The organism is Seramator thermalis, assembly GCF_004138125.1.
In the GTDB taxonomy this organism is placed as follows: Bacteria; Bacteroidota; Bacteroidia; order Bacteroidales; family Dysgonomonadaceae; genus Seramator; species Seramator thermalis.
Genome location: NZ_RXHS01000021.1, coordinates 1 through 14,808, shown reverse-complemented (window position 1 = coordinate 14,808; position 14,808 = coordinate 1). Strand labels below are relative to the sequence as shown.

At 39.5% G+C, this 14,808-nt stretch carries 10 protein-coding genes and 1 pseudogene; 1 reads left to right on the top strand and 10 read right to left on the bottom strand.

Going from position 1 to position 14,808, the window contains the following annotated elements; genetic code table 11:
• Window positions 1-3: 3 nt before the first annotated feature.
• The 3 genes from EJN84_RS11530 to EJN84_RS12300 all read right to left on the bottom strand — a co-directional run bounded on the left by EJN84_RS11530 (window position 4) and on the right by EJN84_RS12300 (window position 6,311).
• Window positions 4-3,144, bottom strand: a complete 3,141-nt coding sequence (locus tag EJN84_RS11530) for a SusC/RagA family TonB-linked outer membrane protein (RefSeq protein WP_129595566.1) — start codon at window positions 3,142-3,144, stop codon at window positions 4-6.
• A gap of 167 nt (window positions 3,145-3,311) precedes the next feature.
• Entirely contained in the window at window positions 3,312-6,059 is a 2,748-nt protein-coding gene (locus EJN84_RS11525) for a substrate-binding domain-containing protein (RefSeq protein WP_238944013.1), read from the bottom strand.
• A 102-nt stretch (window positions 6,060-6,161) separates the two neighbouring features.
• Window positions 6,162-6,311: a hypothetical protein gene (locus EJN84_RS12300; protein ID WP_165004315.1), complete on the bottom strand. Its 150-nt coding sequence runs from the start codon at window positions 6,309-6,311 to the stop codon at window positions 6,162-6,164.
• Between the two features lie 248 nt (window positions 6,312-6,559).
• On the opposite strand from EJN84_RS12300, the gene EJN84_RS11520 reads away from it, so the two are divergent.
• Window positions 6,560-7,342 (top strand): transposase, encoded by a 783-nt coding sequence (locus tag EJN84_RS11520; RefSeq protein ID WP_317125867.1) that lies wholly within the window; start codon window positions 6,560-6,562, stop codon window positions 7,340-7,342.
• Between the two features lie 239 nt (window positions 7,343-7,581).
• Here the strand turns inward: EJN84_RS11520 and EJN84_RS11515 are convergent, their stop codons facing one another.
• The 7 genes and pseudogenes from EJN84_RS11515 to EJN84_RS12575 form a co-directional block, all read right to left on the bottom strand.
• Window positions 7,582-8,394: a metal ABC transporter permease gene (locus EJN84_RS11515; protein WP_165004318.1), complete on the bottom strand. Its 813-nt coding sequence runs from the start codon at window positions 8,392-8,394 to the stop codon at window positions 7,582-7,584.
• 20 nt (window positions 8,395-8,414) lie between these two features.
• A complete protein-coding gene (locus tag EJN84_RS11510) occupies window positions 8,415-8,837 on the bottom strand; it encodes a phospholipase (RefSeq protein ID WP_129595564.1) in 423 nt (140 codons plus the stop codon).
• Window positions 8,834-10,066, bottom strand: a complete 1,233-nt coding sequence (locus tag EJN84_RS11505) for a 3-phosphoshikimate 1-carboxyvinyltransferase (protein WP_129595563.1) — start codon at window positions 10,064-10,066, stop codon at window positions 8,834-8,836. Before EJN84_RS11505 ends, EJN84_RS11510 begins: the two co-directional genes overlap by 4 nt.
• A gap of 146 nt (window positions 10,067-10,212) precedes the next feature.
• Window positions 10,213-11,550 (bottom strand): sodium-dependent transporter, encoded by a 1,338-nt coding sequence (locus EJN84_RS11500; protein WP_129595562.1) that lies wholly within the window; start codon window positions 11,548-11,550, stop codon window positions 10,213-10,215.
• Between the two features lie 15 nt (window positions 11,551-11,565).
• Window positions 11,566-12,327: a YaaA family protein gene (locus tag EJN84_RS11495; RefSeq protein WP_129595561.1), complete on the bottom strand. Its 762-nt coding sequence runs from the start codon at window positions 12,325-12,327 to the stop codon at window positions 11,566-11,568.
• Between the two features lie 27 nt (window positions 12,328-12,354).
• A complete protein-coding gene (gene cysS / locus EJN84_RS11490) occupies window positions 12,355-13,836 on the bottom strand; it encodes a cysteine--tRNA ligase (protein WP_129595560.1) in 1,482 nt (493 codons plus the stop codon).
• Window positions 13,837-14,250: 414 nt separating this feature from the next.
• A pseudogene (locus EJN84_RS12575) lies at window positions 14,251-14,514 on the bottom strand (group II intron maturase-specific domain-containing protein); the annotation flags it as partial.
• Window positions 14,515-14,808 lie beyond the last annotated feature (294 nt).

Sequence of the window (14,808 nt, the reverse complement as noted above, 5' to 3'; positions counted from 1 at the left end):
TTATCAGAAAGTAATATTTAAACCCATTGTCAGTGAAAAGGGTAAGGGATAGGTGTTCCCGGGTGTTTCGGGATCAAGGCCGGTATAAGCATCATCACCCCGGGTTTTCTTTATCGTTAAAACATTATCCGCTCTCAGAAATATTCTGCTGTGTTGGATTTTTAACGAATTTGCCAGATTACCGGGCAGTGTATATCCTAATTCCATATTTTTAATTTTCATGAAAGATCCACTTTCGACAAAGTAGGTTGAAAAACGACCTTCGTCATTATAGTTGTTGACAGAAAGAGCGGGTATTGTCGATTTGTTATTTTTAGGGGTCCAGGCATTCAAAAGTCTTGTTCCGTAATTTTCGCCAACTGTGCCCAAGAAATAAAAATCGGTCCAACTTTTCCAACCGGAAACGTTTAGGTCTTTACCTAAAATACCGTTGAGAAATAAACTGAAGTCAAAATTATTCCATTCAAGACCCATTGTTACGCCGAATTCGAAATCTGGATTTTCATCGCCTATCCATGTGCGATCTTTGCTGTCTATTGTCTTGTCCCCATTCAAATCTTTATAACGGATTCGGCCTGGTGCTGCTCCAACTTGTGTTGCATGATTCTCGACTTCTTCCTGCGATTGAAAGAGCCCATCGGCAACATACCCGTATAACGAATATCTTGAACGTCCCAGGATATTATCTTCCATGCCATCTCCGGGAAAGTTGTTTATTACTTGTTCGGGAACCTTTACAATAGTATTTCGGTTATGTGACAGGATGCCGCCGATATTGAAATGTACATCTTTAATCTTTTGATTATAATCAAGATTAATTTCAAAACCTTTATTGTCAATATCTGCTCCGTTTAACCACATCCCCGCACCTTCGCCTAATGTTGCAACATAACCGGGTTTCATTAAAATATCTCGCGTATATTTTAAATAATAATCAAATGAACCGGTAAGTCTTGAATCAAGAATTACAAAATCTAATCCGAAATTGTGTTGCGACGTGCTTTCCCATTTTAAATTTGGATTTCCCCTTTGGATACGTCTGAAACCAGCCGGTAAAGTTCCTGCTTGACCGGTGATGTCGTAAGCCGTTCCCCAGTTCCAGTCCCAAACGTTATTGCTGTCATAGAGATATTCGTACATCTGAAAATGTGCATAATTATCAATTTGAGAGTTGCCGTTTTGCCCCCAACCGTATCGAAGTTTCAGGTGCGAAAAACCCGATAAAAAATTTTCCAGAAACTTTTCGCTACTTAAAACCCATCCAACGGAGAAAGCAGGGAATGTTGCCCATCGCTTATTTTCGCCGAATACGGATGAGGCATCGCGACGTAAAGTAAAAGAGGCCAAGTATCGGTTGTCGTAATTGTAATTCATTTTTCCGAACCATGAAATCATCCTGTTCATGGCAGCACCTCCACCGTTGTCTTTTTCTTGTTCACCTGCATTCAGATACATATAGTCGGTTGTTTCTAATGCAAAGACTCTTCTGCTTGCCCATATATCATTATAATCATTTGAAATGGTTTCTTGACCTCCCATTATATCGAAATTGTTTTTCCCTATATTAAATACATATTGCAGAACGTTGCTGTTATTCCAACTAAAAGTATAATTTGCCCAATTTGTGACTTTATTTTTATCCTCGCTTAAAAATCCCGATTTATACCTTAAATCCATGTTTCTTCGCCAATAGCCTACCAAATCCAATCCGAAATTGGAATTAAACGTAAGTCCTTTCATCAATTGGATATTTAAGAAAGCATTACCAAACAATCGTAAATGATCGTCATGATTTTGACGGTTATCTTCAATCAAACGAACCGGATTCTGACGGTCACTCATGCCTCCTATGGGTCCTCCCCATCCCCCATCTTCTGTATGTACAGGAACTATGGACATGATTGATCTACATGCGCCCAATATACCGTCTCCGATATTCGGCATGCTTCTCCACTGAGATACTGTAAAGTTTTCTCCGATTTTAACTCGATTGTCCAACCAAGAATAGTCAGAATTAATCCGTGCATTTATCCGTCTGAATAAATCCTCCTTGACCGTTCCTTTATTATCATAATAATCAAGAGCAAAAAGAGCATTTCCTCTATCAGAGCCTGAAGAAAGTGTAACATTATATTGCTGAATATAACCTGTTCTCAATACTTCTTTTTGCCAATCTGTATCGGCTGATCTCATGGTTTTCGTTTCCGGATCAAGCCATTCGCGCCAGGTGACGTCATCCAAAACAAAGTACCCCTCTTCATCTTTATGATATTTGTATTGATATAATTGAGCAATCCCGACCTCGTTAGGATCTGCATTCGGATTATCGTTAACAATTGCCCAGAATTGTGCGATGCCGCGTTGTTTTGTATTCATCAGGTCATAGGGCTTTGCGCTGCTGACTAAAGTATGGGAAGTATTAAAATCTACCGTTAATTTTCCTTTTTTACCTTTCCGAGTGGTAATGATAATAACACCGTTTGCAGCCCGCGCGCCATATATCGAAGCGGACGAAGCATCTTTTAATACTTGAATCGATTCGATATCCATAGAAGCCAATTCGGACATAGACCGAGTTGTAGGTGTACCATCAATAATATATAATGGATCATTATTGTTTAGGGTTCCCTCTCCGCGTATCCTAACTGTACTCCATGGATCAGGAGAACCCGAGAGATTAATTCGCATACCCGGAACTTTTCCTTGGAGCGCCCTCATCGAATTTCCTGTTGGACTCGACTTTAATTGATCAACTTTGACTACTGCAACTGCACCCGTCAAATCGGCTTTCCTTTGTGTTGTATAACCTGTAACAACAACTTCAGATAACGCCAGCGAACTTTCTTTCATTATGATTATTTCAGGAATACTATTTGCCTTAAATTCAAGATTATCATAGCCTACATAACTAATTTGAACTGTACTTCCGGGATTTACATTTAATGTAAAATTTCCATTATAATCCGAAATCGTTCCGTTATTGGTACCTTTTTCAAGAATTGTTGCACCGATAATAGGTTCATTATTCTCATCCACAATCATTCCTTTAATCATCACAGTTTGTTGTTGAGCATAAATTAACTGCCCCAAACCGAGTAGCATAAAAAAAATTATGCACCATTTAATTTTTTGAATTTTATCCATATTAAAATATTTATTGGGTTAGATTTTCGAATGCGATATTATATTTAATAGGATAACTAGACGATAAAAAAAGTAACAAATGCGATAAATCTTGTAAAATACAAGAATAAAAAACTTTTCTATATCAATAAAGATACAGAAATGTTACAAAATTAAAAGAATCCCTATTACTTGTCTTTGATATATTCAGAAGGTGTTACGTTGAAAGCGTCCTTAAAACATTTAGAAAAATAAGCAGGTGAGGAAAACCCTGTTTCATAAGCAACTTCACTGATTGAAAGATGACTACTCTCAAATAATTCGATTGCTTTTGCCAGCCTGAAATTTCGTAAATAGTCTATTGGATTATAACCTGTGATTTCTTTTACTTTTCGTTGGAGGTGTACTCGAGAAACTCCTAATTCTTTACTTATTTTTTCAATAGATATAGCGGGATCGTTAAATTTGGAGGCTATTAACGATGCAAATTTTTGTATGAAAATCTTATCGGACGTTTCTATTTCGATGGTTGAATCAACAATTGGTATTTTGCCGATTTTTATATCTTGCATAAATTTGTGTTGCAATTGCTTTCGGTTTTCGAGCAATTTAATAATTTTGATTTTTACATAATCGATATTAAATGGTTTTGGGATATAATCGTCTGCCCCTTCTGCAATCCCAAAAATGCGTTGATTTTCTTCAGTTAAAGCTGTTAATAAAATAACAGGTATATAGGATAATTCAGGTGTTGATTTTATTGTTTTACACAGCGTAAATCCATTTGTTTCCGGCATCAGTACATCACTAAGAACGAGCGAAATCTCATCGTTCTTGTTGAGGATATTTAATGCTTCCAATCCGTTGGTCGCGGTAACAATTTTCAGATTATCAGAAAGTTCGGAGGAAAGATATTCCATTATATCAGGATCATCTTCAACAATCAGTATAGTATAATTATATTTTTTGTTGAGAATTTCATCTACAGAGGACGAGTTCGACGTAATTATATCGGCAACTTCATAAATATTATTTTGATCTTTAAAGATAATATCTGCACTATTTTCTTGAGCAATGGGTAATTGCACCGTAAATGTTGTTGACATTTCCGGCACACTTTCCACGGTGATTTTTCCTCCATGCATTTTTACAAATTCTTGAGCCAAGTGCAATCCGATTCCTGTTCCCGTATTGTTGTTATTTTTTGTAGTATAAAAACGTTCAAAAATTAGGGACTGTTTATCTTTTTCTATTCCGCATCCGTTATCGGTTATCGAAATAGATATCGTATCGTTATTTTTACTTAAGTTGACGGAAATAGTACCTCCTTCTTTCGTAAATTTAAAGGCATTCGACAAAAGATTTACCAGAACTTTATCGATTTTATCGGGATCTAAAAACAAATACTCAGATGTAGTATTTGACGTGAACGAATAAGTAATATTTTTCTTTTCAGCTAAATCGTCGAAAAGGTTTTTTGCCGAAGTTGTTAGAGCTACTATGTCGGTATTTTTTGTATCGAGGGTGCTCGTGTTGCTTTCGATTTTCTTGAAATCAAGAAGTTGATTTATCAGACAAATTAATCTGTCCGTGTTTCTTTTCATTTTTAGTAAATCGTCATATAAAGGAGAACTAGAGGTGTTTTTTATCCATTTTTCCAAGGGGCTTACAATTAATGTTAGAGGAGTCCTTATTTCATGAGATATATTCATAAAAAACCGTACTTTTTGGTTTGTTACTTCTTGTATCATTTCATTTAGTTGAATAAGCTCATGTTTTTGCTTTTCGGTTTCTTCATTCTTAAGTTTTAATTGAGCATTGCTTTTCTCAATTTTTTTGTTGATAAAAAAGATGTAAATGGTAAAAGCAATAATGATGCTCATTAAAACAAGAATAATAAATAAGGAATGCCGTAGACCACTAAACCTATTTAAAATAACCTCCATGCTTTTACGTTGTTGTTCAATCTTATTTTGATAATTAATCAGTTGGTTGGATTGAAGCAATAAAGTTTTAGCGGTATGTTTGTCAATTAAAGCTGTATCTAAAATGTATTTTTTATCAACCGGTTCCCCCTTTAAAATTTTCATAGCTATCCTGATTGCCAAATCTCCGCCTGTGGGATATAAAAATGAAGCATCTAATCTTCCATCAGAGACAGCTTCTAGTCCGGCATCTTTCCCGAATGCTCCGTCAACACCCAATATCTTAATGTTCGATATAAGAGTGGAATCTTTTTCTATTATGGCCTCTCTTACTCCTAAAGCCATTACGTCATTATGAGCATAGACAAGATCTATATTATTTATATTTATAGAATTAAAAAAATTCCTTGCTTCCGTATAGGCTATTTCTTTTCTCCATTTACCTTCTATCGACAAAATAGTAAAGTTCTTATTTTTATCTAATCCATCCATAAATCCTTTGTGACGTTCTTGAGCCGGCGAAGTAGATTTAGTACCCCAAACTTCGAGTATAGTTGCTTCTTTTGGTAATAAAGAACTTGCATAAGTTCCTGCCATTTTCCCTATTTCATAGCTATCTCCTCCTATGTATGTAGTATATTCATCGGAGTTTATTTTCCTATCCAAAATAATTGTAGGGATTCCTGCCTTATAGGCTTCGACGGCAATGGGTGTTATCTCGTCAGATTCGTTTGGAGAGATTATTAATACATCAACTTTTTTTCGTATCAATTCTTTTATTTGATCGATTTGTTTTTGATTGTTTTCTTCTGCGTCTCGCACAATTATTTCCAAATTCTCATAATTAGATGCTTCTATATTCATTTCTATCATCATCGCTTGTCTCCAAACGTCATCCATCATACACTGAGAAAATCCTATAGTATATTTTTCATTTTGGTGTTTACTATCGCATGATTCTGTGAAAAATAATGTAAAAAGAAATAATAAAATTAATGGTATCTTTTGCATGGTTTGAGGCTATTTATTTAGTCAATTCCTTAAAAGTCTATTTTTGGGCAGAGAAGTTATAAAAGTGTTGTTGAAAGTTTTATTGAAAGAGTAACCGAAAAATCAGCCAAAAAAACCTTCTTCGCTTTTTCCCGGCATTCCCTTCAAATTCTTTACAGTGGCAGTCAGTACGGCATTGATTCGTCCAATCGCTCTCCGGGTAATTAAAGCGGGAATAACCCCTCCCAATACCGGCAAGTTTCTTTTTGACATCTTGTCCTTATTCGTTTAATTTGTTCCAAAATTACACATTTTGCACAAATAATCGTTTTTTGCCGTAGTTTTTAACCCGATATAGAGTTAAGCAGCAAGTGCATTATTCATGCGAATCAGTAGTTGAAACTGATTGCGAGTTTATATAGTTAAAGTATTTAAAATCAATAAAATAAATGCGCCGAATATTTGCTCAATAAGCTTATAATCATTAACTTATAAGAATAAAAACCCATTATTTTTCAAGTATGATTCCCAGCGAGAAAGAGTTTAAACTGATACAGATTTATATGTATATATGTGATTTATACGACCGGGAATTGAAATATTATTGCCAAAGATACAGCAATAATTCCAATCCCGCTTTCACAGATCGGGAAATAATGACAATTTACCTGTTTGCAGGACACTGTCAAAAGTATTTCCGAATCAGGGATATATACAATTTTGCATCAGAATATCTTTCCTCATGGTTTCCCAAATTACCTTCATACCAGACCTTTAATCTCAGATTAAACCGTCTTAATGAAGCCTTTCGGGTATTATCCACAAGATTGATATCTTCATTCATTCCGGCTGATTGCAACAAGGGCATATCCCTTGTCGATTCCCTTCCCATAATAACTTGTGCGGGTAGGAACAGGCAAGGAAAAGTGGCCCGGGAAATAACCGCCAGGGGATATTGCTCAACAAAGAATATGTATTGTTACGGGTTGAAACTTCATGCGCTGACCCTGCGCAGGGAGGGAACAATCCCCTTTCCGAAATCCTTGATGGTCACTTCTGCCGAAGATAATGATCTGACGGTTTTTAAACAGGCCCGGGGTGATTATATCTCCGATACCGTAATTTTTGGAGACAAGATATACTCTGATTTTGAATACTTCAACGATGATAAAAAACAAAACCGGAATATTGAAATGTATACTCCTGTCAAGGCAATTAAGGGACAAGCCGAACAGGAAAGGCAGCGCCAAAAGCTTATAACGACTTGTTCTCTACGGCTGTTTCCAAAATCAGGCAACCCATAGAGTCATTCTTCAACCGGCTGAACGAAAAAACAACTATTCAAAGAGCACAAAAAGTAAGATCTACTAAAGGGTTACTTGTTCATACGATGGGCAAAATTGCCATCGCTTTCATTTATCTGATTTTTTAAATACTGATTCGCATTATATATAAATTTGTGGCCTGAATTCGAGAATCCTTACAAAAAGCGAAAATAAGAAAAAGATAAATAAAAGAATGATTCGAATAGATTTATTCACAATCAATTTGACGACTTTCCGATAAAAGCCTTTGCGACCTTTCCCAGAAAAAACAAAAGAATCAACACAAAAATGATAAAAGCACCGGAAGGCACATTCAGAAAATACGAAAGAAACAATCCTGCTACACATCCCACAAAACTGATAATGGATGAGAGAATGATCATTTTGGAATAATTCACGGTGAAAAGATTGGCGGTCATTTGCGGGACGGTGATGAGCGACATGAGCAGAACGATGCCTACCAAACGGATGCTGAGCACAATCGTGACGGCAATGAACAGCATCATGGTGTATTCGATAAACTTTGTTGGGACGTGGCGCGTTTTTGCAAACTCCGTATCGAAAGATACCGAAACGATGGCACGAAAGAAAATGATGAAGAAAAGTGTAAGAATTAGGGCAAGCACGATGAGGACAAAAATATCGGTTCGGGTAATCGTCAGAATGTTTCCGAACAAATATTCCGAAAGATTAGGTGCATATCCCGGTGTGAGAAAAGTGAGAATGATGCCCACCGCCATTCCCAGTGACCAAAAGACAGCAATCGCCGAATCCTCCCGCACGCCTTGCTTATCGGACATCCATTTTATGCCGAAAGCCGATAAAGCCGAAAAAATCATAGCAGAGGTCAGCGGATTGATTCCGAAGAAGAATCCTATGCCCAATCCCCCAAACGAGGCGTGCGTAATGCCGCCGCTAATAAAAACGAGTCGTCGCGAAACCACGTACACGCCGACGATTCCTGTTGCAATGCTTGCGAATAAGCTACCCCAAATCGCATTGCGAAAAAAGGCATAATCGAAAAGTTCGATAATGTCCATTCAATAAAAAATTATGCGTGCATCTTTTGCATTCTCATGTCATTTACGACCATGAGAATTTCGTCTTTCAGCTGGTCGGGAACTTGAATGCCGCGAACCTGTAAGCTCCGAACCCATCGCGGTTTATCTTCATCGAGAAGCGTATAGAATATTTCTCGGAATTCGTCAACCTCGTCTTCTGTGTAGTCCGATGAATCTTTTCCTGCAAAATTGTCGAGTTCTTCATCGTCAAAATATTCCGGTTCTTTCGTAAAAGCCGCAATCAAACTGTCGCGTTCACACACTTCGTGCATTCCGCAACAGCCACCGTCAACGAGTGGAGGAGTCGATTTTTTTTCTTTCGTGTTGCCTTTTCTTCTCTGCAGAGCGTTCCAAAATGTGAGCGCTACTACAAAAAAAGCCATGATTCCCAAAAATAAAAACAGACTGTTCATTTATTTTCTATCTCCCTAATTTTAAATCCTGCCGATTTTAAATCTTCCCAAAAGTTGGGATAGGATTTGGATACGACCTCCGGTTCGTTAATCGTAATAGACCCCAGAGGAATGCATGCCGGTGCAAATGACATTGCCATTCTGTGATCGTTGTAAGTTTCTATTACCGGTTCGTTGGCCGGAGAGCATCGTTCGCCGTCCCATTCCATCAGTCGATTTTCGGATTCTTTTATAACAAAACCGAGTTTCAAAAGTTCTTTTTTTAACGCTTCAATTCTGTCGGTTTCCTTAATTTTGAGCGTTTGAACTCCCGAAAATAAAAAAGGAACGTTCAGTAAACAACAAGTTACTGCAAATGTTTGCGCTATATCGGGTTCATTTGAGAAATCATGAAAAAATTTTTTTGTCGAGATTTTTTTCTTTTTTAGAATTACGCCTTCAGGCACAAATTCGGTATAAACGCCCAAGTCCGCAAAAAGATTGTGAAGGTTCGAATCTCCCTGCAAACTGTTTTTCTCTAATCCGAGCAACGTGATTCGGGCATCGGGCATCAGGGCAACGATCGAATACCAGTATGAGGCGGCCGACCAGTCACTTTCAACTCGAATTGATGTTGGAACGTATTGCTGATGTTTGATCGTGATGTTATTGCCTTCCCATTTGGATTTTATACCATAGGCCTCCATCAATCCAAGAGTAAGCTGAACGTAGGGCTTAGAAACGATCTCGTTTTCGAGATGAATGGTTAGCCCATTGTTCATTGTCGGAGCTATCATCAAAAGCGCAGAGGTGAATTGAGAACTCATGTTACCTGAGAGATATACTTCGCCTCCTTCGAGTCGTTTCCCTCTTATTTTTAGGGGCGGATATCCTTTTTTCTCCAGATATTCTATTTCGGAGCCCAGTACTCCCAATGTTTCCACCAGCGGATAGATGGGGCGTTCGTGCATACGAGCATTTCCCTTGATAATCCATTCTCCTTCCGTCGTGGCAAGAAAAGCCGTTAGAAAGCGCATAGCCGTGCCCGCTCCTTTCACATCAAAAACGTTTGAGTCCGAATTGAAAGCATCAATGATGACCTGAGTATCCTCACATTTAGAAAGATTTTCGATTGGGTGTTCACTGCAACTTAGAGCGTTAAGAATTAACAATCGGTTGCTGACACTCTTTGAAGACGGCAACTCAATGGACGTTTCTATTTTTTCGGGAGGTGTAACCTTAAACTGCATTTGTCGTTATCAACCTATTTTCAACAAAAGTACTATTTTTCATTCTCAACGGCAAGCAGATTTTCTCCTTTTATCAACTTTCATTTGTCTTCACCTTTTTTCTACCCTGATCTTTATTATTTTGCAATACATCTGTTTGTTCTTATTCATCCGATCAGTCCATACACAAAAATAGCAAGTATGGCAAGTGGGGCCAAATATTTCAGAATGAAACGATAACCCTTTAAAAATTTGATTCCGAATTTTTCTTTTCCTTCGTTTGTTAATTGGGCGTAAACCAATTTTTCGTCAAGATACCAGCCTACAAAAAGTGATATGAAGAATCCTCCGATGGGAAGCATCCACTCCGCAGAAACAGAATCGAGCAAACCAAAAAACTTTGGAGAGAACGATGAAACAGTGCCTAAAACGAGAACCCCGATGGCGACGAGAACAGCTGATTCGTGTCTCGTACGTTTATATTCTTCTTGGATGTAAATCGTGACAACTTCAAGCAGCGAAATGGTGGAAGTGATAGCTGCGATGGCAAGCAGAATGAAAAATAAGGAAGACCAAAGCATCGAAAGGGGAATCTCATTAAAGAGTTGAGGCAGAGTAATGAATAATAATCCCGGTCCACCATTTATCAAATCGTCAAGAATAGTATCCGGATTGGACGTTAACGCAAAAGCCGAAGGAAAAATGACGATTCCCGCGAGAATAGCTACAAACATATCAAGAACCGAAACCTGGATGGCCGTTTTCGTCAAATTAGAACTATCGGAAAAATATGATCCGTATGTAATCATGCAACCCATCCCGAGCGAAAGGGAGAAAAATGCCTGTCCCATTGCATCCAGAAAAACGGTCGATTTTACATGCTCCATATTGGGCTTGAACAAAAATTCAAGACCATTGATCGCACCGGGCAACGTAACAGAACGGATACCGAGCAAAATAAGCAGTAGAAAGAGTGTCGGCATAAATATTTTTGATGATTTTTCAACTCCTTTTCTCACTCCCGAAAGTGTAAACAAAAGGGTCAACGCAGCAAATCCCGTCATCAAAAGCGTCTGCTTGAGATGATCCTGCTGCAGCGCTGCAAAATTTGCCGAGAAGTCTGTAACTGTTGCCAGTTTTCCACTAACCGACTGCCAGATATATTCGAGCGTCCAACCGCACACAACCATATAAAAACCCATAATCACAAACCCCGTTAATACTCCAAGTCGGCCCACCCACTTCCATGACGTGTTCGGGGCTAAAATGTGAAAAGCGCCGGTAGTGTTTGCTTTGGAAGATCGTCCGATGATGAATTCGGCAACCATCACCGGGATGCCGAAGAAAAGCACGCATCCAATATAAACCAAAATAAACACTGCTCCGCCACCATCTGCTGTCATACTCGGGAAGCGCCAAATATTTCCCAACCCAACTGCTGATCCAGCAGCTGCTGCAATCATTCCGATTTTCGAAGTAAAAGTGGCTCTGTTCGTTTCTTTCATGTTCGGTCGTTTATTTTAACGTACAAAAAACCATTCATTTGAAGATGAGAGTTTTTGATAAAAAAAGTACCCTTCACTGTCGAACGCTTTCACATCTTCGAGTCGATAAATTTTATTTTTGATAATAAAACGCGAAAGCATTCCTCGCGCCTTTTTCGTATGTACCACAATCTGTTTGAAATTGTTGCCCTGATGCTGAAGAAAATTCATGGAAATGATGCGTGTTCTCCGTGGCAGTATTTTCGGATTAAGAATCTTCCCGTACTCGGACGACGAAACGTCGATGACGATTTTATCGTCTTTATCGAGTTTGCGGCTCAGGTAATCGTTGAGCGAATCTTCCCAATAGTCGTAGAGACTTTTGCAGCCGGCGGGCACGATTTTTCGGTGCATTTCGAGGCGGTAGGGCTTGATTTCGTCGAATGGACGCAGCATACCATAAAGTGCCGAAAGAATGTTGAGGTGTTGCTGCGCAAAATCGTAATCCTCTTTCGAAAAATCAACCGCATTCAATCCCTTATAAGCAATGCCGTTGTAGGCAAGGGCGGCCGCTCGTCGGGGCGTACTCTCGAAATCGAAGGTTTGAAAATATTCGTACACATGGTGAGCAATGGTTGTGTTTACTTTCATTTTCGCAATAATTTCACGTTCCGATAGTTGGCGACAGATTTCTACCAGTGTGGCCGTTTTTTCGGGAAAAAGTGGATATGAAGTTCCCATAGAGGGAATATTCCCTTCAAAATTCATTAGTTTGGCAGGCGAAATGACGATCTGCATCTGTGAGTCTGCTTAAGGATTATTGAATCAGATGAATTTCCAGTCGGTGCCGTCTTTCCCGTCTTTTATTTCGATGCCGATGGCTTTCAGATTGTCGCGAATCTTGTCGGATGTAGCCCAGTCTTTTTTAGCACGAGCTTCGCTTCTGATTTCGAGGATGAGTTTCATCAATCCGTCCACTACGTGACTCTTCGCATCGGCTTTTGTTTCGTCGAGAAGCCCCAAAACATCGAAAACAAATGTTTTCATCACATGTTGCAGCAGTTCGAGATCGGCAGCCGACAATCTCTCCTTGCCGTCGATCGTAGCATTGATAATGCGTGCCCCTTCGAACAGATGCGAAATGAGCACTGGCGTGTTGAAATCGTCGTTCATGGCTGCATAGCAGTTTTCCCGAAGAGCCGCCACGTTAACGGACGATGAACTCGAAGGCTGAATGCGCTGCAGGTTCGAAAGACCTTCCATCAGTCGTTTATATCCCTTTTCGGCGGCCTGCAATGCCTCGTTGCTGAAGTCGAGTGTGCTGCGATAGTGCGATTGAGCCATGAAAAACCGAACAGTCATGGGCGAATAGCCGCGTTCGAGCAGCGGGTGATTGCCGGTGAACAATTCCTGCGGGAGGAATCCGTTGCCGGCCGTTTTTGACATGCGAGCGCCGTTCACCGTCAGCATATTGGTGTGCATCCAGTATTTGACGGGTTGTACATGATTGCAAGCTTCCGATTGCGCAATTTCGTTGGTATGGTGGGTGGCCTGCAGATCCATTCCGCCTCCATGAATATCGAAAGTCTGTCCCAGATATTTGGTGCTCATCGCCGAACACTCGATATGCCATCCGGGAAATCCCCAACCCCAAGGAGAAGGCCATTTCATCAGCGTTTCGGGTTTTGCTTTTATCCAAAGGGCAAAGTCGAGTCGGCCTCGTTTTTCGTCCTGTCCGCCCAACTCGCGTGTGCCTTCGAGCAGATCTTCGAGTTTGCGATTGGTGAGAATACCGTAATCGTATTTTTGGCTGTATTTCTCGACATCGAAATATACCGATCCGTTCACTTCGTAGGCATAGCCACTTTTCAGAATTTCCCGAATCATTTCGATCTGTTCGATGATGTGTCCGGTGGCAGTAGGCTCGATACTCGGCGGCAACGTGTTGAAAGCTTCGAGGACATGATGAAAACCGATGGTATATTTTTGAACGATTTCCATCGGCTCCAGCTGTTCAAGTTTGGCTTTTTTTGCAAACTTGTCATCGCCTTCGTCGCGATCGCCTTCCAGATGGCCGGCATCGGTGATGTTGCGCACATAGCGCACCTTGTAGCCGATATGGAGCAGATATCGGTAAATAGTATCGAACGAAATGAAGGTGCGGCAATTGCCCAAATGAATATCGCTGTAAACGGTTGGGCCGCAGACATACATCCCGACAAGAGGCGGATGAATGGGTTCGAAAAGTTCTTTTTTTCGCGTTAGCGTATTGTAAACGACAAGTGGTTGCTTTGTTTGGCTATCCATGACGAGAAAATCGAATTATTGGTTGTGAACCGCAAAATTACGAATTTATGTGACAATATTATGACATTTTTTTTCGAGATTCTTTTGCCGGCGATTGAAGAATTGATTTCTGCCGAATAAGAGAGTAGGGTAAGAATTAAATCGAGTAGGTAGGGGGATTACTCCCCCGCCCTCTCACACCACCGTGCATGCTCTCGCACACGGCGGTTTCTTTTAATTGTTTAACTTCTCATAATTTAATGTGAGATTGTACAAGCCTATCTCGTCAAACCATTTCTTGCTTAGGGCTTGGTGCATTTGCGGGCAACCCGATTTGCGCCAATGTCCCTTGCCCGAAAGTGCCAAAATCCAACTTTGCCATGTTTCAACTCCTCTGCTTTTGAGAAACTGTTGTAGTGTTATCGTCCGTTTACATTGCTTTAACCTGTAACATCGCAGTTTCCTCCGAATCCAGGAATCAAGTGTTTTCAACAGACTTTTACACCGTGCATGCCGAAAGTAGTTCAGCCAACCATGCATAACGGGTATTAGTTCGACAATTACTTGCTCGAATTTCACTCCTCTGTTTCGCTTGGTTATACTGCGTACCTTTTCTTTAAAGCGCTCGATACTCTTCTTTGCTATGCTTAGGTTCCCATCTTTTTGTATGGTGTAGCCTAAGAAGTTGGTTTGATTCACTTCGCAAACCTGACTTTTCTCTTTGTTGACGATTAGCTTCAGTTTGCTTTCGATAAAGTTGCTTACTGTATATATTAATCAAAAAGTACCCCACATTTCAATCGAAAAGTATACCACCTACCAACAAGAACGGATAGCATCCGTTCATAAAAAATGATAAGCATGTATCAATAGTTCGGTAAATATTCAATTAACTAATTAATATTCAATGTTTTATATAACAAAGTTTAACATAAAAAATAAGGTTAAGTAGCTGATTATCAGTATCTTTATAGTAATTCCAAACACTGTAAA

What these genes read in the sequence shown, in the direction of transcription:
- EJN84_RS11530 (WP_129595566.1), bottom strand. Translation starts at nt 3,144, where the DNA reads ATGGATAAAATTCAAAAAATTAAATGGTGCATAATTTTTTTTATGCTA.
- EJN84_RS11525 (WP_238944013.1), bottom strand. Translation starts at nt 6,059, where the DNA reads ATGCAAAAGATACCATTAATTTTATTATTTCTTTTTACATTATTTTTC.
- EJN84_RS12300 (WP_165004315.1), bottom strand. Translation starts at nt 6,311, where the DNA reads ATGTCAAAAAGAAACTTGCCGGTATTGGGAGGGGTTATTCCCGCTTTA.
- EJN84_RS11520 (WP_317125867.1), top strand. Translation starts at nt 6,560, where the DNA reads ATGATTCCCAGCGAGAAAGAGTTTAAACTGATACAGATTTATATGTAT.
- EJN84_RS11510 (WP_129595564.1), bottom strand. Translation starts at nt 8,837, where the DNA reads ATGAACAGTCTGTTTTTATTTTTGGGAATCATGGCTTTTTTTGTAGTA.
- EJN84_RS11505 (WP_129595563.1), bottom strand. Translation starts at nt 10,066, where the DNA reads ATGCAGTTTAAGGTTACACCTCCCGAAAAAATAGAAACGTCCATTGAG.
- EJN84_RS11500 (WP_129595562.1), bottom strand. Translation starts at nt 11,550, where the DNA reads ATGAAAGAAACGAACAGAGCCACTTTTACTTCGAAAATCGGAATGATT.
- EJN84_RS11495 (WP_129595561.1), bottom strand. Translation starts at nt 12,327, where the DNA reads ATGCAGATCGTCATTTCGCCTGCCAAACTAATGAATTTTGAAGGGAAT.
- cysS (WP_129595560.1), bottom strand. Translation starts at nt 13,836, where the DNA reads ATGGATAGCCAAACAAAGCAACCACTTGTCGTTTACAATACGCTAACG.